The 15,375-nt window shown below is 54.8% G+C and carries 16 protein-coding genes and 2 pseudogenes; 8 read left to right on the top strand and 10 right to left on the bottom strand.

Annotation, left to right across the window (positions count from 1 at the left end; genetic code table 11):
* Positions 1–26 precede the first annotated feature (26 nt).
* Positions 27–158, bottom strand: a pseudogene (locus tag QRN50_RS25885) (DUF7693 family protein); the annotation flags it as partial.
* Positions 159–272: 114 nt separating this feature from the next.
* On the opposite strand from QRN50_RS25885, the gene QRN50_RS14165 reads away from it, so the two are divergent.
* Positions 273–1,094 (top strand): NADPH-dependent oxidoreductase, encoded by an 822-nt coding sequence (locus tag QRN50_RS14165; RefSeq protein ID WP_011267863.1) that lies wholly within the window; start codon positions 273–275, stop codon positions 1,092–1,094.
* 171 nt (positions 1,095–1,265) lie between these two features.
* Here QRN50_RS14165 and QRN50_RS14170 read toward each other — a convergent pair whose 3' ends face one another.
* The gene (locus QRN50_RS14170; protein ID WP_096127084.1) at positions 1,266–1,622 is read right to left on the bottom strand and encodes a hypothetical protein; all 357 of its coding nucleotides are present in this window, start codon (positions 1,620–1,622) and stop codon (positions 1,266–1,268) included.
* 143 nt (positions 1,623–1,765) lie between these two features.
* On the opposite strand from QRN50_RS14170, the gene QRN50_RS14175 reads away from it, so the two are divergent.
* Positions 1,766–2,605: an abortive infection family protein gene (locus QRN50_RS14175; protein WP_011267865.1), complete on the top strand. Its 840-nt coding sequence runs from the start codon at positions 1,766–1,768 to the stop codon at positions 2,603–2,605.
* A 197-nt stretch (positions 2,606–2,802) separates the two neighbouring features.
* Here the strand turns inward: QRN50_RS14175 and QRN50_RS14180 are convergent, their stop codons facing one another.
* The 4 genes from QRN50_RS14180 to QRN50_RS14195 form a co-directional block, all read right to left on the bottom strand.
* Complete coding sequence (locus QRN50_RS14180) at positions 2,803–4,275, bottom strand: DUF2971 domain-containing protein (protein ID WP_192873894.1); 1,473 nt, start codon at positions 4,273–4,275, stop codon at positions 2,803–2,805.
* A gap of 239 nt (positions 4,276–4,514) precedes the next feature.
* Positions 4,515–5,003 carry an ImmA/IrrE family metallo-endopeptidase gene (locus QRN50_RS14185; RefSeq protein ID WP_239986838.1) on the bottom strand — a complete coding sequence of 163 codons (489 nt, stop codon included), beginning with the start codon at positions 5,001–5,003 and terminating at the stop codon, positions 4,515–4,517.
* Positions 5,004–5,228: 225 nt separating this feature from the next.
* Positions 5,229–5,780, bottom strand: coding sequence for a restriction endonuclease (locus tag QRN50_RS14190; protein WP_239986839.1), 552 nt, complete (start codon positions 5,778–5,780; stop codon positions 5,229–5,231).
* 536 nt (positions 5,781–6,316) lie between these two features.
* Positions 6,317–7,402, bottom strand: coding sequence for a coiled-coil domain-containing protein (locus tag QRN50_RS14195; RefSeq protein ID WP_096127085.1), 1,086 nt, complete (start codon positions 7,400–7,402; stop codon positions 6,317–6,319).
* A 118-nt stretch (positions 7,403–7,520) separates the two neighbouring features.
* Here QRN50_RS14195 and QRN50_RS14200 point away from each other — a divergent pair, with 118 nt between their 5' ends.
* Positions 7,521–8,015: a hypothetical protein gene (locus QRN50_RS14200; protein WP_164920485.1), complete on the top strand. Its 495-nt coding sequence runs from the start codon at positions 7,521–7,523 to the stop codon at positions 8,013–8,015.
* Positions 8,016–8,395: 380 nt separating this feature from the next.
* On the opposite strand, the gene QRN50_RS14205 is transcribed toward QRN50_RS14200, so the two are convergent.
* Positions 8,396–8,728, bottom strand: coding sequence for a hypothetical protein (locus QRN50_RS14205; protein WP_164920486.1), 333 nt, complete (start codon positions 8,726–8,728; stop codon positions 8,396–8,398).
* 171 nt (positions 8,729–8,899) lie between these two features.
* Positions 8,900–9,511 (bottom strand): hypothetical protein, encoded by a 612-nt coding sequence (locus tag QRN50_RS14210; protein ID WP_164920487.1) that lies wholly within the window; start codon positions 9,509–9,511, stop codon positions 8,900–8,902.
* Between the two features lie 561 nt (positions 9,512–10,072).
* Here QRN50_RS14210 and QRN50_RS25890 point away from each other — a divergent pair.
* Both QRN50_RS25890 and QRN50_RS25895 read left to right on the top strand, forming a co-directional pair.
* The gene (locus QRN50_RS25890) at positions 10,073–10,213 is read left to right on the top strand and encodes a PhzF family phenazine biosynthesis protein (protein WP_480467352.1); all 141 of its coding nucleotides are present in this window, start codon (positions 10,073–10,075) and stop codon (positions 10,211–10,213) included.
* Between the two features lie 37 nt (positions 10,214–10,250).
* Positions 10,251–10,532 (top strand): annotated as a pseudogene (locus QRN50_RS25895) (PhzF family phenazine biosynthesis protein); the annotation flags it as partial.
* Positions 10,533–10,711: 179 nt separating this feature from the next.
* Here QRN50_RS25895 and QRN50_RS14220 read toward each other — a convergent pair.
* Positions 10,712–11,239, bottom strand: coding sequence for an NUDIX hydrolase (locus QRN50_RS14220; protein WP_096127086.1), 528 nt, complete (start codon positions 11,237–11,239; stop codon positions 10,712–10,714).
* A 54-nt stretch (positions 11,240–11,293) separates the two neighbouring features.
* Positions 11,294–12,193, bottom strand: a complete 900-nt coding sequence (locus QRN50_RS14225) for a LysR family transcriptional regulator (protein WP_192873895.1) — start codon at positions 12,191–12,193, stop codon at positions 11,294–11,296.
* 131 nt (positions 12,194–12,324) lie between these two features.
* On the opposite strand from QRN50_RS14225, the gene QRN50_RS14230 reads away from it, so the two are divergent.
* From QRN50_RS14230 to QRN50_RS14240, 3 genes are read left to right on the top strand one after another with little or no spacing between them, the layout of a single operon-like run.
* Positions 12,325–13,617, top strand: coding sequence for a CitMHS family transporter (locus QRN50_RS14230; RefSeq protein WP_024659685.1), 1,293 nt, complete (start codon positions 12,325–12,327; stop codon positions 13,615–13,617).
* A complete protein-coding gene (locus QRN50_RS14235; RefSeq protein WP_096127088.1) occupies positions 13,618–14,982 on the top strand; it encodes an acyclic terpene utilization AtuA family protein in 1,365 nt (454 codons plus the stop codon).
* Positions 14,979–15,341, top strand: a complete 363-nt coding sequence (locus tag QRN50_RS14240; RefSeq protein WP_096127089.1) for an AtuA-related protein — start codon at positions 14,979–14,981, stop codon at positions 15,339–15,341. The genes QRN50_RS14235 and QRN50_RS14240 overlap by 4 nt, the downstream gene beginning before the upstream one ends.
* Positions 15,342–15,375: the final 34 nt, after the last annotated feature.

Genomic DNA, 15,375 nt, shown 5'->3' on the forward strand with positions numbered 1-15,375 from the left:
CCGATTGAGACCGTGCGCTACACTTCTTTAACAGGCATCATGCCGCCGTACATCTCAGTCCATGACTTTTCACCCAAGCAGCGCATGGTGCGAACGCCCAAAGCGATGTCGCGAAGCACCTGATAGGCCTCGCGGGCAGTAAGCGGTTTTGCTGACAATCGAAACATGCCTTTGTGGGACTGCGTGGGCCCCATGGTATATGAAACTTCGCGCGGGAAGCGTGTAGCACTGCCGGCGATTTGGTAGCCTCGGGCTCTATTTGGAGATCTCGAATGACAGTCAACGCACAATCAAAACTGGCTTCCCGCTACGGCGCCGCGGACATCTCACCCCTCATGCCCTGGAACGAGACGATCGATCAGTTGCTCGACCATCGCAGCGTCCGTGCTTTCATTGATCAGCCACTGCCTGACGGCACCATCGAGACCCTGGTCGCCGCGGCGCAGTCCGCCTCCACCTCTTCAAACCTGCAGTTCTGGAGCGTTGTCGCTGTTCAGGACAGCGATCGGAAAGCGCGCCTCTCGGCACTGGCAGGAAACCAGGCCTACATCGGGCAGGCGCCTCTGTTCTTTGTATGGCTTGCCGACCTGTCTAGGGTCACCCGCGTTGCTGAGCAGCAGGGTGTAGAGCTCGAAGCAGTGCCTTACTTGGAGAGCCTGTTGCTCGGTACGATTGACGCCGCCTTAGCCGCTCAGAACGCCGTGGTTGCTCTGGAGTCTCTGGGACTTGGGAGCGTGTACATCGGCGCCATCCGAAACGACATTGAAGGCGTGGCCAAGGAGCTTGGTCTGCCTCCGCAGGTCTATCCAGTTTTCGGTCTCTGCGTAGGATATCCATCTACCGAGCGACCAGCTCAGGTAAAACCACGGCTCCCCCAAGGCGCAGTGCTTCACCGCGAGACCTACTCGGTAGCGGCAGATGTGGAAGCGGTGGCTGTATACGATGAGCGCCTGGGCGCCTTCTACCAGCGTGAGGGCATGACGGCTTCCGGCTGGTCGGAGCAAGTGGTCAATCGGCTTCGCAGTGTCTCGAGCCTGCATGGGCGAGAGGAGCTGGTTGAGGAGCTGAAGCGGATGGGGTTTGGGCTGCGCTGAAGACTCATCGCGCCGCTGTCGGGCTGAAAATTGGCTCACCGTTACCTTGGCCCTGTTAAGCGAAGTTCACTAAAGGCACGACGCTTACATCGTCGCTCACACGAAGCCCCTACGTCCCATCTGGTTGTAGCGCTAAACGCATACTCCCGGATATCTACTCCTCGTTCGCTTCTAGACCTTGAAAACCAACCCGGGCCGGGGAGGGCTTCCTAGCCAAGAACAGATATTGAACTCAGAAGGATCGTCGTAGGAGGTCAGGCAGGAAGCCCAATGCTTGACCTCCTCATCCCAGTCCGGCTCACAAAAGTCGACGCTAGGCCAGTAGTTATGTACATCGCTGTAATCAAGCTGCGCGGCAAGGGCTCGTTCGGCGCCGCCAATGATGCTCCAGGCGGCAAGCATCCGGGTTTTCCAATTGGGAGCGGTGAGTAGTGGCTTGTGACATAAAATGCGCTCCTTGTTGTTCTTGTTCTTGTTCTTGTTCTTGTTCTTGTTCTTGCCATGGTGCCCATGAGCAAAAGTCGGCACAACTCTCGATGTATGAATCCTCAGCGCATGGCGCGGTAAGTCAATCTGCAGGGTCTACGCGGCTGCTAAGTCGATCACCGATGGTAGTGACCTTACCGGGCCTCAGGTAGAATCGAACGCAATCCTTACGAGATAACTGGCTAATGGATAAGCTTCCGATACCTGCGTACGTTTTGGCTGCTATCGCTGACGCTGTGTCCGAGACAGAGACGCATGCGAGCTTGGATAGCCTGTTCATGTATGCCGAGGCACCCGGTGATCCGCCTGACGGAAGCAAGGCTGTAAAGGCACTTGAATGGCTTCGCCGTATCAATAAAGAGTGCGGCGACCGCTCGCTCTCCGTCATTGGACGCATCATCGAAAAATACATGGAACCGGCTGACCCGAGTACCAGTTTTTGGCAGACAGAAGACGCCATTGAGGTTCAAAAAACTAGGGTGAAGAGGATACGGGACAGCTTGGCCAGGGCCGGATTCACTTACAGCTCAGGAGGGGTATTGAACCGGGGCCAAGGAATAGCCACCAAATCTCTGGCAGAGCTGGTCAAGTCGCGGAACATTGAGGTTATAGATTTTGAGTTCGATCGAGCACTGAAAAATGTGACGGCGAGTCCCCGTGAAGCTGTATCCGCTGCATGCAACATTCTTGAAACCGTATTCAAGATCTACATCGAGGAACATACTCACCTGAGTATGCCTGCCAAGCAGGATCTTCAGGCGGTGTGGAAGGTTGTTAAAATCGACCTCGGCTTGGATGCGTCTATCGTCGAAGAGCGAGATCTGCAGGAGATCATCAGTGGGATCATGGCCACTGTTAATGGGATAGGCGCGTTGCGTACGCACGGCAGCACAGCACACGGATCGGTGAAGCGCCCCTACAAGCTCAAACCTAGGCATGCGAGGCTTGCCGTCCATGCAGCGCACACTATCGCGGCGTTTGTCCTTGAGACTTGGGATGAGCGAGTGTCGAAATCGGTCGGCTAACTGTGTTCACCACCCACAGAGAGGCAGGATGTCCTGGCGTAAGCTGTGGACTAACCCATTGTGGGGCGTCATGCCAAAAGACGTCGGCGTCTGGTGAGACCTAAGGACAAATAGCTCCCTTGCAAAAAAGCAAGAAGCCGGCTCTCATAGGTGGCCCATAACCTTGGAGACGGGCAGTGCTCATAGGTACCGCAACGTTAAAAATCTTCGCGGCCTGACGGTTCTTCGGACTCAGGATCAGCTTCATAAAGGGTGATGGGTAGCAATCCATGTTCGATGGATTTAGTCTGCGGATCATAGTAAGCCTGATAGAAATTGAACGACTCAATGCCTTCTCGCTCGCAGTGGGCTCTGATTATTCGGATGCATTTCAGCTTGTCTTCCAGCGGAGTCTTGATGCCAAAAATCAGGCCATCCAGGCTTGTGAAACGGTACTTGAGGATCCGGTGCTTTTTGTCGGAAATATCGAGGTAGGAACTCAGCACCAGGCGATACTCTTTTTCTGATCCCCATTGAGGAAGCTTGGACGTCAGCGCGAAATCGATATTTTGGTGGTGTTCCATCCAAAGCTCATTCGAGTGGGATCTCAACCACTCGCTTTTGCTGCTGAGATTTCCTTGGGTATCGCTGTACCAGAAGCCACTCAGAGCTTCATTCGAAACGTTACCGAGGAATCTGAAGAAGTCCATCTCTGAAAATTCTCGATCATAAAACACCTCTTTGAAGCTCATGTTTTGGAAGCTGTGAGAGATACCGTTGTATCCTCTGCCGTCTGGCTTATTCATTTCCATGGTCATTGAGGGCGCGTCGCCGAGAACGCGATATCTCAAACAGATTCCCCTATGATTATCACCATAGCTACCCCAAATCGCCGAGTTATTGCACTCTTTCATGAAGCAGGCGACATACCATTGCGGGTACATCAGTCGTTCGATCTGATCAAGGTAGTGGGGCACGAAAGCGGTAATTAATTCACGTGCCCCGATGTGACCACCTGGCATAACGTGCGCGGTTCTAATAGCGTATGTCGCATTGAGTAACGCCATTTTTTCATACGAGCCAGCGTCTCGAAGCGTGCCGTCCTGAGCTTCTATGTTAGAGATGGCCTGTAGGTGTAGGTCGCGATCACCTAGCGGATCCTCGGACGTCTGGTCGGGGTACACACCAGACAGCCCGTGCTTGAAGTTGACGAGCAGCACGGTGGACAACAAGCGAGTGTGCAAGGTCGCAAGATAGAACGACAGCTCTGGCCTATAGTGCCTCGCTTCATTCTTTGAAAGAGCGCGCACATAGCCTTGGATGACATCGCAGCCGCCGATCAGCGCATCCATCTCTTGGTACCCGGCCTGGAAAGCTCCACGTAGGTTGGAAGGGTACTGCTCTATGGGAAGATTTTTTGGCAGGGGTGTTCCGAGTCGCACCGCTTCATCCAACTCCCAACTTCTGAGCGCCAGCACCAGGAGATAGTGCCTGAAGAAGTTTCTCCATATAATTTCATCGCCTGCCCAGTAGACTTCTTTGTAGCCTTCTAGGGGATCATTGAGTTGTTCAGGTGGGGCAAAATAAATCTCAAGATTTTCTAGCTCGCCTGGGAGGGCTGTCTTGATGTCAGTAGCCGTACTCCCCAATAAGCGCTCCGCTGTGCGGAAGCGGTAAAGATGTCGTTCCATATAGGCTCGTCGATAGGTGGCTGGGAAAAATCGCTGGCATGGCGTGGTCTTTAACAGCGGGCCGGGCGCTTGGGACTATAGCCCACCAGCTTGGCAGCTTGCCCATAAAACGCCCGATGCTGCATCCTATCTAGGCTCGGGCGCTGCTGAAGAAGCGTGCTATGCAAGTCACTTTCGCCGGCGGAGATGGCTCCTCGTCCGCCACAAGCCATCCGCGCCACTGAATAACCTACGCGGGATCAGGCTTCGACTAAGACTCCAAGGCCTCGCAAACGGATGGCCGCTGCGCTTTTAGAAACAGCAAAATATCGGCTCAGCGCGTCCAGCACCAAGTGATAATTTCTGATGTTGTCACGCTGGTCATCGAGAAAAAGGGCGCCATGTCCTCGGTTGCGAATATCGTGGTGCTCAACCAGAAGCGAGAAAGCTTCGAGAAAATGCCGTTCAGGCATCAGTAGGTAAGACGCAAATGTATTCGCTTGCCATTCGAGGCGTTCCAATTCGCTTTTGGGGACAGCGATGCGCTCAAACTGATCAATGTCCTTCGAACGTAGGCTCTCCCGTGCAATGTAGCGGCCGTGATTGAGATAATAGTGCCCCAGCTCGTGAGCAAGCGTGAACCGGGTCATCGGGGCTGTTTTGTCGCGAGAATTGATTTTTATCTCTAAGGGGGCAAAGCTGATCCTACCTAAAGCACCATCTGGTTCATCTACGTAGCTAACGGTCAAGACACTCGACGTGGTCGCACCAGCGACTACGGCTTCCAGATCTACTACCCCCCTTGTATAACCGGCAGATCCCAAAACCTGCTCTGACAGATTTTCAATTGCTCCCTTAGAGAGATAGCCAATTCTAAGGACTGGCAGGTGAGGAGGCCGAATGATTTCCAATATAGCTGGATCGAAACTGCCAGCCAGATCGAGCCCTGTCCAGATCCCCTCCCAAGCATTGGTCTAGCCCCCTGGGGTGACAGCATAAGCTCCCGTGAGAGTCGGCCGAAAGCCAGGCTGGGTCAGAGCGTACTCAATTTCAGCACGCTTTCGCGATGATGCATTTCTCACGCCCGTGAGGAGGGCGCGAGCCAGCTCCCATTGGAAGCCTTCGTCCGGAAAATACCGAATAACACCGAAACCCTGATTCCTGGCGATATTGATCGTGCCGGACTGGAAGGCGCTTGACGATACGAATATCCCTTTTGCATTGAATCCTGTGACTTGGCGGATCTTGGCCCCAAACTCCTCGATATCTCCAACCGGAACGGTGCCCGCATAATTCTTACATTCGACAAGGACAATTATTGACGGCTTAGGTTGGTCAGGAAGGAAGATCTCTATGGCAATGTCAAAAACGATATCGTCTTCTCGATCACGGGAGTAATAGCGTCTCTTCCTGAATATCTGGCAATGCTCAGGCCGGCAAAAAAACCGCCCTTCATCGATCTCGCGACTCAGGAATTGGAAAACCTGCTCCTCGAAGAGATCACCTTTGGCGAAAGTACTGAGCACTGTTGGTTCCATCTTGGTAATAGCGATCCTGATATTTGGTATTTGCTGCGGCGCGAGCCCATGGACGCAGTCGGCCCCTCGGCTTTATCGAACGCCCCGTGATCGCCCTAGCTATGACTCCACTTTACAGGCTAATGGAAAGGGGAAAGTCCATTAGCGGCTCTCCTAGAATCGCAGTTTTGGATATTCGCCGTTTTCGACAGCAAACCAAAATACGTCATGGCATGCCGAAAGGAAGGCTGCCTCAGTCTCACACCGAGGCGTGAGTACCTCCAGCGCGGGGTCGTCGAAGAACACCACAGGAACCTGATGCTTATCCATGAAAGCCAGAGCGCGCTCGCTGTACTCATCATACATGTCTGTGAAGAGTTCCTTCACGATCACTATACCCAGCATTGGCTTGTCAGAAAAATCGACTTGGATACTTGCACCGGATGGTAGTCTCAATTGCTGAACCGGTGCCCGCAGAGCCGTAGAGAACGCGCCGCCAAGTTGGGATAACCCTCCAACGAGATGGTTGAGCGATACAAAACTCCCTACGCCTTGACCAAGGTAAGGTCAGCTTCCGTTGCGAGTGCGTTTATGAACAGCTGAGGGATGTGCGACTCACCAGGATATGTCATAGCAAGTTGAGTGGTCGCCCGATTAAAAGCCTCACGAATATCCTGCCCAAAGCCGATTGACGCGTAAAACCGGGCGGCGAAGTCTTTGGCTGCCTCATCTGCTATGGCGCCGTCCATGCCAATGGCCGCGTGAACATGCACAGAACAACGTTCTGCCAGCTCCAAGGAATGGCAGCAATTGAAAACGGCTAGCTTCAAATAGCGGGCGCTCCCTGCTATTGCACGCAGCATTCCTTCCAGAGGTACCAGGTGAGGTTCACCATTCGGGCTCTCTAACACCAAATGTCCGGCACTTGTTCCATGCCCACTGAAGTGCATGACGGCCGGCTCGTTTTCATCAAGCGCTTGGAGTAGATCCTCCGCACGAACAGCCCAGTGAGAGTTTACCTTCAAAGCGTCACGATGCTTAGAAGCGCGGATGTGGGAGTTGACCCCACGGATTTCGTTTTGGAGATCTAGTGCTTTTTCAGATTTGCGACCGGGATCAGCACCGAAAAATAAAATCAAAATTTGTTCAGGCAGTTGTTGAAGCTTGGCCACTTCACGCTCTAGATCGTCTGCCCGGGCCATTTGATTAGCTAGGCCAGATTGCAAGACGTTAAGTTGGCGGTTGCGTGACTGGATGTCTCGGTCGACCTGCTGATTTAGCCGTTGCTGTTCAGTTTGTCGCTTGCGGGCTGCTTCCTTTAGCTCCCGTTCCAAGGCTTTGTCGAGCTGCTGCTGGTCTGCTAGAAGCCGAGCCATTTCACGGTTGATATCGGCGACGATCTTCGCCGCGTCTACCTCAGCTCTGGTTCTCTGGCCATCATACCGCTGCGCTTGTTGTTGCTTTGTTCTGACAGTCGACGCAGACTGAGCACGTGTCGCCTCCGTCTCGGCTTTACGGCTGGCTTCTCCATGCTTTGCCGCCTCGTGGAGTTTCCGGGCGTGAGATTCCCTCAGGCGAGCAATGCGCTGTTGATGGGAACGTACCAAACCGCGATAGTGATTTGAGCTCATGATTCACCCCCTGGCTGCTTGGCATTCTGTACTGGTGCACCACTCATAGACGCTTTGCTTGAGCATTAGTTTTCATATACGGCGGCTTCTAACCAAGCGCAGACAGACGGACGCTCTCATGGACGAAACCCTGACCTACCTGAAAGACCGCTATAAAGACGAGCAGGCGCGATTCGATCACTTTGAGAACAAATGCGCTAAGTTCCTCACTGCTGTATCGGTTGTGATCGTGGCTCTGACCGCTCTCGTAAGCGCAAAGGGGAAGGTGATTTTCGCTTTCCATGGCCCCCTGGATATCTTGGCTTTTGGTTCGTTCCTCGCCGCTGGGTTCTGCGTGGTGTGCTCTTGGGGCCACGCCTTGAATGCGCTCAGAATACGGGACTGCCCATCGCTGCCCTCAAGCCGTGAGACCGCAGAATGGATGAAAAACGCTGCCTCTCAAGCTCATCAACAGCACCTCTATAATTGCTACGTCGACACCTTAGAAAAATTGAAGTCGGCTATCGACGAGAAATCCAAACCTCTAGACTTTGCCTACAGCGAGATGGTCTACGCCGCGTGGGCGCTGTCGCTGTTGGCAGTCATTAGCATCGGCAGGGAGTTATATTCATGAGCAATGATCAGAAGCCTAAAAATCAGGAAAACAAAACGCCTGCTCCTCCACCCACGACGGAGTTTCAGCGGCGCTCTGAAGAGCGACCAGTTAACCATAACGATCAGCCTAGTCGGCGTTAGCCCAGGCTTGTCGACGCAGGATGTGAGGTCGTGCGGAGCAGGGGACTCATTAAGCCGTCCTACTAGTTCTATCAAACGTCTACACTGGCGGCCCTGTGATTGCAAAGACTACAGCCGACCCTACGGTGCGCGCCCTTAATGATCTATCGTCGCGTGCGTCGTAGAGAGGAGGGCGCTAGCTCCTAGACGTAGATATTACGGGGGCTGAGGCAAACCAGTCCCTTCAGTAGCCAAGCTCCCACAGTTAACTTTCTACCCTCAGTGGGGCTGAAACCACTGAGATTTCGATATATCTGGTCGAATGCCAATATCTGGCCAAATGTCTGCTTTAGCCCCAACATCCTGGGAGACGAAAATCTTCGGAATCCAGCCTGCGCGCTTTGCCGATTCACGCAGCTCGGCAAATGTGAGCGAAGAACTGGGCTCAAGCTTGTCCGAGCCTTTCCAGTGCATCCGAGCCGATGCAGGCCTCTCGCGAAGGGCTTGTAAGATGCTGTTGGTAAAGTCGCTGAGCTTTTCAATGAGGCTGCCGTACCCATAAGCATCGATGCCACGCAGCAAAGGAAGCAGGTAGCTATGAGGACTCAGCAATCGGTCATGCTCGTGCCTGAATTGCACATAGCGCTGGAAGTAGGGCTGGAATTGAGCAGAAAGGCGGAAGCGCCGACCAAGGTAAAGCGGACTTTCGAAAATCCCTGGCCCCTTGGCAATCCCCAGCTGTGAAGCCAGGTAAAAGCTCGCAAATTCAGTTTTGGGCTGATTTTAGACTGGATCGGATGCTTCGAAGTCTCGAGGTTTGAAGGCAGAGAACGTTGGCTTGATGGTCTGTGTGGCACCGAGCGCCTTCATGGGAATGTCCGAGTGGAGGGCCGCTGCGACGATGAACAAAAACGGTTCCGATTTCTCACTATAGTTTGTGAGCGACTCCGCAATACCCATCAGGTCGGAGAGTTGTTCCAAGTTGTCGTAGGCATTGGCGAGCGACTTGGGGCTTGGCAGAGAATCGGTGAAGGCGAAATACTCCCGTCCATGCGTTATAAACCAGTTCCGGTGGTGTTTAGAACTCAGACTTGGATCATCGCCCGAGAAGATTTTTCGGATGATCGGACGCCATAGCGGATCGAGAGGCTTGTCTGCGAAATTCCCGCGGGTCTTTTTGGAGTACCGGCTACAATCTGGTGTCGCTACCCACGCAACCGGCGGTCTCATGATGAACTCTATAAGAGCCTTTGCGTCGGTGCCGTTCCAATTATCCAAGGCTTTCCCTCGGATTGACCAACTCCAGTGCATCATCGACTCTAGGATCGGGCAAAGCACTTTGTGGTGGCGGTCTTGGAATTCAGGCCGTCGAGATTGTGATATGAGAAAGGACATGCACGTTCGCCAGGCGTTGAGCGCATTCAGGTGCTCGGGAACTGTCTTTAAGCGGCGCCGGACTTCCAATATAAGTACTAGGCGCATTGAGTCGCCAGGGTTACTCATGGAATCGCAAGCGCTGAACGGTCAATCAGTTCTTCATAGGGAGCGTACACTCAAGTGATAAGCACGACAAAGATCACGTTGGCGAGTGTCAGATCATAATTTAACATAATATACATTATGCGTAACAAAGTGTTACGTAATCTGGACCAGTGCTCAGCGCACTTCAGCAGGAAAAGGCTCCTGCCTGCACATGCCAACCAACCTCGAGTCTCGCCTGAGCTAAACCGCCACTTACAAACACTTCATGTGCTGACGAACCCAGTTCTGCATCCAGTTCCTTTACCAAATTGAGAGCATGGATCTGCAGTGCTGTCGCGATACCTCGATGACCAGGTCGTACGCATTAGCATCAATTGGGTCGAGAACCAGATCCAACCATGCGCACCTGGTGGACACTATCCTGCGATGTATTTAGGGTTACTTTTCCCACGTAACCCGACCTACGAGAGCTTTATGCCCAATACACTGAGTTTTCACCAGGTTGATGTATTCGCCAGTAAGCCCTTGGAAGGCAATGCACTCGCAGTCGTAAGCGACGCTGATGATCTGACCGCCGAACAAATGGCCGCATTCGCACGTTGCGACAAACCTTAGCGAGACTACATTTCTCATGCGTCCTACCCATCCTGATAACGTAGGAGCCTTTGCCCATTGGATCGGACTAGATGCACAAGCTGATATCGAAGTTCGAGCCTTCATTAGCAACAGGTCTGCCGAAGACCCTGTTACTGGCAGCCTTAATGCCAGCCTTGCCCAATGGCTAATACCAGCCGGGCTAATGCCGAAAAGATATACCGTCAGCCAAGGTACGGCGTTGGGGCGTCACGGACGAATTCAGGTGGAACACATTGGCGAGCGCATCTGGATTGGTGGGGAAGTACAAAAATGCATTACCGGTCGAGTCTCTTTTTAACCGGTGCAGATGACTAAAAATCAGGTTGAGCCGAGGCCCCTGTGCGCCAGCAGAACAACCGCCCTCGCCCAGCCTCAAAACCCCCTGAGGTTGATAACTCAACTAAACAGTCATTTAGTTGAGTTATCAACCAACACCAAAAAGCACCTCCTCCCACACTTTCCCCAGGCAGAAAACACTCACCGACTGACGATCAACTCTGCTTCAACTTTTCTCAGCATAAAGATCTCGCGCTGTATGGACTGCCCCATCGAAGACTCCTGGCGCTGCATAACAGCCTCATTATGGGCGATGGCTTCAGTTACGCCGATCCAGACGGGCCGCATGCCATTGGCTATTTCATGGCTTTCCATCCTCACGGGCTCTAACTGGTGCGCGACATCGCACATATAGAAATGCGAGGTCATGAGCATCAGATCATACTGGGGCTTCCAATAGGGCCGGTACTCCTCAATGTAACCATAATGCTCGAGCACCTGGATTTCGCGAGCGCCCGTCTCTTCTTCAAGCTCACGCTTCAGACCAGTAACAATGTCCTCGTTTGCATCAAGGCCGCCACCGGGAAAACTGAAGTCGTTATAGCGTTCAGTAAAGAGTAAAAGGATTTTCTCATCCCTCAATACGATGCCGCGTGCCGCATGACGTCGGAATATTCTGCCCTGTGTGGACTTCAGGTCGGGATGAATGATTTCGGTAATGAGTTGCATCGGGTCTTCATTTCAAGTGAACAGGGGAATTCGAATCATTGTACCAATAGCAAATCAACGGCTGTGATTGCCGAGGGTGCGCAGATCCTCCAGCAACCGAACGAATTCGACAACGGCTGGAGCCATTGTTTGCTCCGTACGGGTAATAAGCCCGATCTGCCGAACGACACCCGGATGATCAACTGGCACTTTGCTCAGGTCTCCCCGCCCATCGTCCGCCGACTCCGGAAGAAGCGTAATGCCCTGCCCCTGTCTGACCAACGCCAGTACCGTAGACATGTAATTGGCTTCCAGACCCGCAGATAAAGGCAGTTGCTCGTCAGCAAACACTCGCTCGACCAGATCGCGAACGCTGCTTTCCCTGCCACTAAGAACGATCGGGAAAACAGCTATCTCGTTCAGTCTCACTGCGCAACGCTTCGCCAGTGGATGGTCTTTGGGAGCGAACAGGCATAAACGGTCTTCCAGGATGGCGTTGAACTCCAACCCATGGGTGGGCCGAGCCTGTACGCCTAATCCGAAATCCACCTCGCGCTCCATGACAAGCGCATCGATTCGTTGCGCGACGACATCTCGCAGCCTGACCTCGACACCGGGAAATCGCTCGCGAAACGTCTTCAACACTGTAGGCAGTACGCCGGAACACAGCGATGGCAATGCGGCGATGGTGATCAGGCCGCGTCGTGAGGCTGCGATATCCCGCGCGGCGCTAACAATGTTGTCCAGATCCAGCAGCAGTTTCTCCATGGGCAACAGCGCATTTTGCCCGGCGCCGGTCAGGCAGACATGGCGTGGGCTTCGTTCCAGCAAGGCAACGCCGAGCCAATCCTCCAGTTGCTGGATTTGCACGGTCAGTGCAGACGGCGACAAGTTGAGAGCGGCTGCAGCCTTGGAAAAACTGCCGGTCTGAGCCACTGACAGGAAGGCGCGGATGTGCTGGATCGAATTCTTCATTTTGTTTTTCCGAACAAGACCCAGTGAATATTTCAATTCACAGAGCATAGCGTCGTTGCTATTACTCTTGCAAAACAACAATAGGGTGTCTCGTCGCTGCCGCGCACAGGGATGCCGAAGAGGATCAGCCAATGCTCGCCACACTCGGTGTGATAACCATTCTTGCCATGCTCGTCAGCATCATGAGCAAACGCATCTCTCCTCTGGTTGCATTGATCGCCCTGCCGATCATCGCCGCCCTCCTCGCTGGTTTCGGTCTGCAAACCAGTGGCTTCATCATCACCGGCATCAAGAACGTTGCGCCCGTCGTCGGGATGTTTGTATTCGCCATTCTGTTCTTCGGCATCATGACGGATGCCGGCATGCTCGATCCGATCATCGATCGCATCCTCAAACGGGTCGGCACACGGCCAACCCGCATCGTCATGGGCACCGCACTGCTGGCGCTGCTGGTGCATCTGGACGGCTCCGGCGCGGTAACCTTTCTTGTGACCATTCCCGCAATGCTGCCGCTGTACACGCGCCTTGGCATGGATAAACGCATACTGGCGTGTGTGACGGCGATGGCTGCGGGGGTCAACTTCCTGCCCTGGACGGGACCGGTGCTGCGCTCTTCCGCCGCCCTTCACGTGCCGGTTTCGGATCTGTTTCAGCCGCTCATTCCGGTACAGATCGTCGGACTGATCTTCGTCTTCACCTGCGCGTTTTTCCTGGGACGGCGCGAAGAGCGACGCCTGGGCCTGGGCCCTGACAATCTCGATGTAAAACCCCACCAACGCGTACTCAGCGACGCCGAGTGTGAACTGCGCAAACCTCGGTTGTTCTGGATCAACCTGCTGCTGACGCTGGTGGTGATGGGCGTGATGATCGCGGGGGTTGTAGACCCGGTGGTGATGTTCATGCTCGGCACCGTGATTGCCTTGTGCATCAACTACCCTGCCGTGGACGCACAACGGGCGCGTATCGACGCACACGCCAAAACAGCCCTGACCATGGCCAGTATTCTGCTGGCTGCCGGGGTATTCACAGGCATCATGCAAGGCACCGGGATGCTGAAGGCCATGGCAGAAGTGGCCGTGGGCCAGATCCCGGCCGGGCACGGCAAGCTGATCCCGGTGGTTGTAGGCTTTCTATCCATGCCCCTGAGCCTGCTTTTCGATCCGGACTCCTTCTACTTCGGCATCATGCCCGTGGTCGCCGAGGTCGGCAAAGCGCTCGGTGTCGACCCGATGCAGGTCGCACAGGCGTCGTTGCTTGGCGTGCATACCACCGGCTTCCCGGTCAGCCCGTTGACGCCAGCGACCTTTCTGCTGGTGGGCCTGTGCAAGATCGAGCTGGCCGATCACCAGCGCTTCACTATCCCTTTCCTGTTTGCGGCCTCGGTCATCATGACCCTGACCGCTATGGTCATAGGAGTTTTCTGAATGAAAACAATACGGATTGGTTCAGGGGCTGGTTATTCCGGCGACCGCATCGAGCCGGCGATCGAGCTGGCCGAGCATGGAGAACTGGATTACCTGGTATTTGAATGCCTCGCGGAACGTACCATTGCGCTGGCACAGCAGTCGCGTCTGGTGGACCCATCAGCAGGCTACGATCCATTGCTGAGCGAACGTATGCGCCGAGTCTTGCCTTTTGTGGGCAAAGGTACTGATGGCGCGCGCCGCCGCTTGCGAATCATCACCAACATGGGAGCCGCAAATCCGCTTGGCGCCGCAAGCGAAATACGCCGGATAGCGGCAGAGCTTGGCCTGAGCGGCTTGAAAGTCGCAGCGCTGACAGGCGATGACGTGCTCGCAGCCCTGCTGCAACAGCCCGATCAAACCCTCGACAATGGCCGGTCACTGCGATCCCTCGGTGACAGACTCATTTCGGCCAATGCCTACCTGGGTGTGGAAGGCATCATCCAGGCCTTGCGCGCCGATGCTGACGTGATCGTTACCGGAAGGGTCGCTGATCCTTCACTGTTTCTCGCAGCGCAAATGTTCGAGTTCGGCTGGGCCGAGGACGACTGGGCTTTACTGGGCCGCGGAACCCTGGTCGGGCATTTGCTCGAATGCGCCGGCCAGGTCAGCGGCGGCTATTTCGCGGATCCCGGTTTTAAAGACGTCCCGGACCTCGATCGTCTGGGCTTCCCGCTGGCCGAGATAGATACGGCAGGCAATGCGCTCATCAGCAAAGTGGCAGGCTCCGGTGGCCGTATTGATACCGCCACCTGCACCGAGCAAATGCTGTACGAAGTGCATGACCCTGCCGCCTACCTGACGCCCGATGTCAGCGCGGACTTCACTCATGCTGCCTTCGAATCCATCGCAAGAAACGAAGTGCGCGTTCAGGGGGCGGACGGACACGCACGCCCCGAAACGCTGAAGGTGTCAGTGGGTTTTCTCGATGGCTGGATCGGCGAAGGACAAATGTCCTACGGCGGCCCCGGCGCACTGGCTCGCGGACAGTTGGCGAAGGACATCGTGCTCAAACGTCTGGCCCTGACAGGCGTGGCATGTGAGGACATTCGAGCCGAACTGATCGGCGTTAACGCCTTGCATGGAAGTCACCTTGGAGCGCGCGCCGAGGGCGAGCCCTGGGAGGTACGCCTTCGGGTGGCCGCGCGTTGCGTGGACAAAAACGATGCGGTACGCGTCGGCAATGAAGTGGAAACTCTCTATACCAACGGCCCGTACGGAGGCGGCGGTGCGAGCAAGTCAGTCCGCCAGGTAGTAGCCGTGGCGTCACTGTTCCTGCCGAGGGACGCAGTCAAACTGCAGGTGCATATAGAGGACATGATATGAACACCACCCAACTGCGGGACATCGCTCACACACGTACCGGTGACAAGGGTGACGTGTCTAATATCTCCGTCGTTGCCTTTCACATCGACGATTATCCACGTCTTGCTGAGCTGCTGACGGTGGAGTTGGTCACTGAACACTTTGCCGAACTGCTGGACCCAACCGGACCACCCGTACGCCGCTACGAACTGCCGCATGTGGGTGCGCTCAACTTCGTTCTACCCGGCATCCTGCGTGGCGGAGTCACACGATCGCTGGCTCTTGATGCCCATGGCAAGGCGCTGGGGGCCGCATTGCTCGATCTGGGCCTGGAATGGCGAGCCGCGCCACCCGATGCAGCATTCCGGTCGACCACCTAGCGGCGCACTTTGGCGCACCCTGCCCGCATTGATG

The sequence above is a fragment of the Pseudomonas sp. MEJ108 genome (genome assembly GCF_030208985.1).
Taxonomy (GTDB): domain Bacteria; phylum Pseudomonadota; class Gammaproteobacteria; order Pseudomonadales; family Pseudomonadaceae; genus Aquipseudomonas; species Aquipseudomonas fragariae.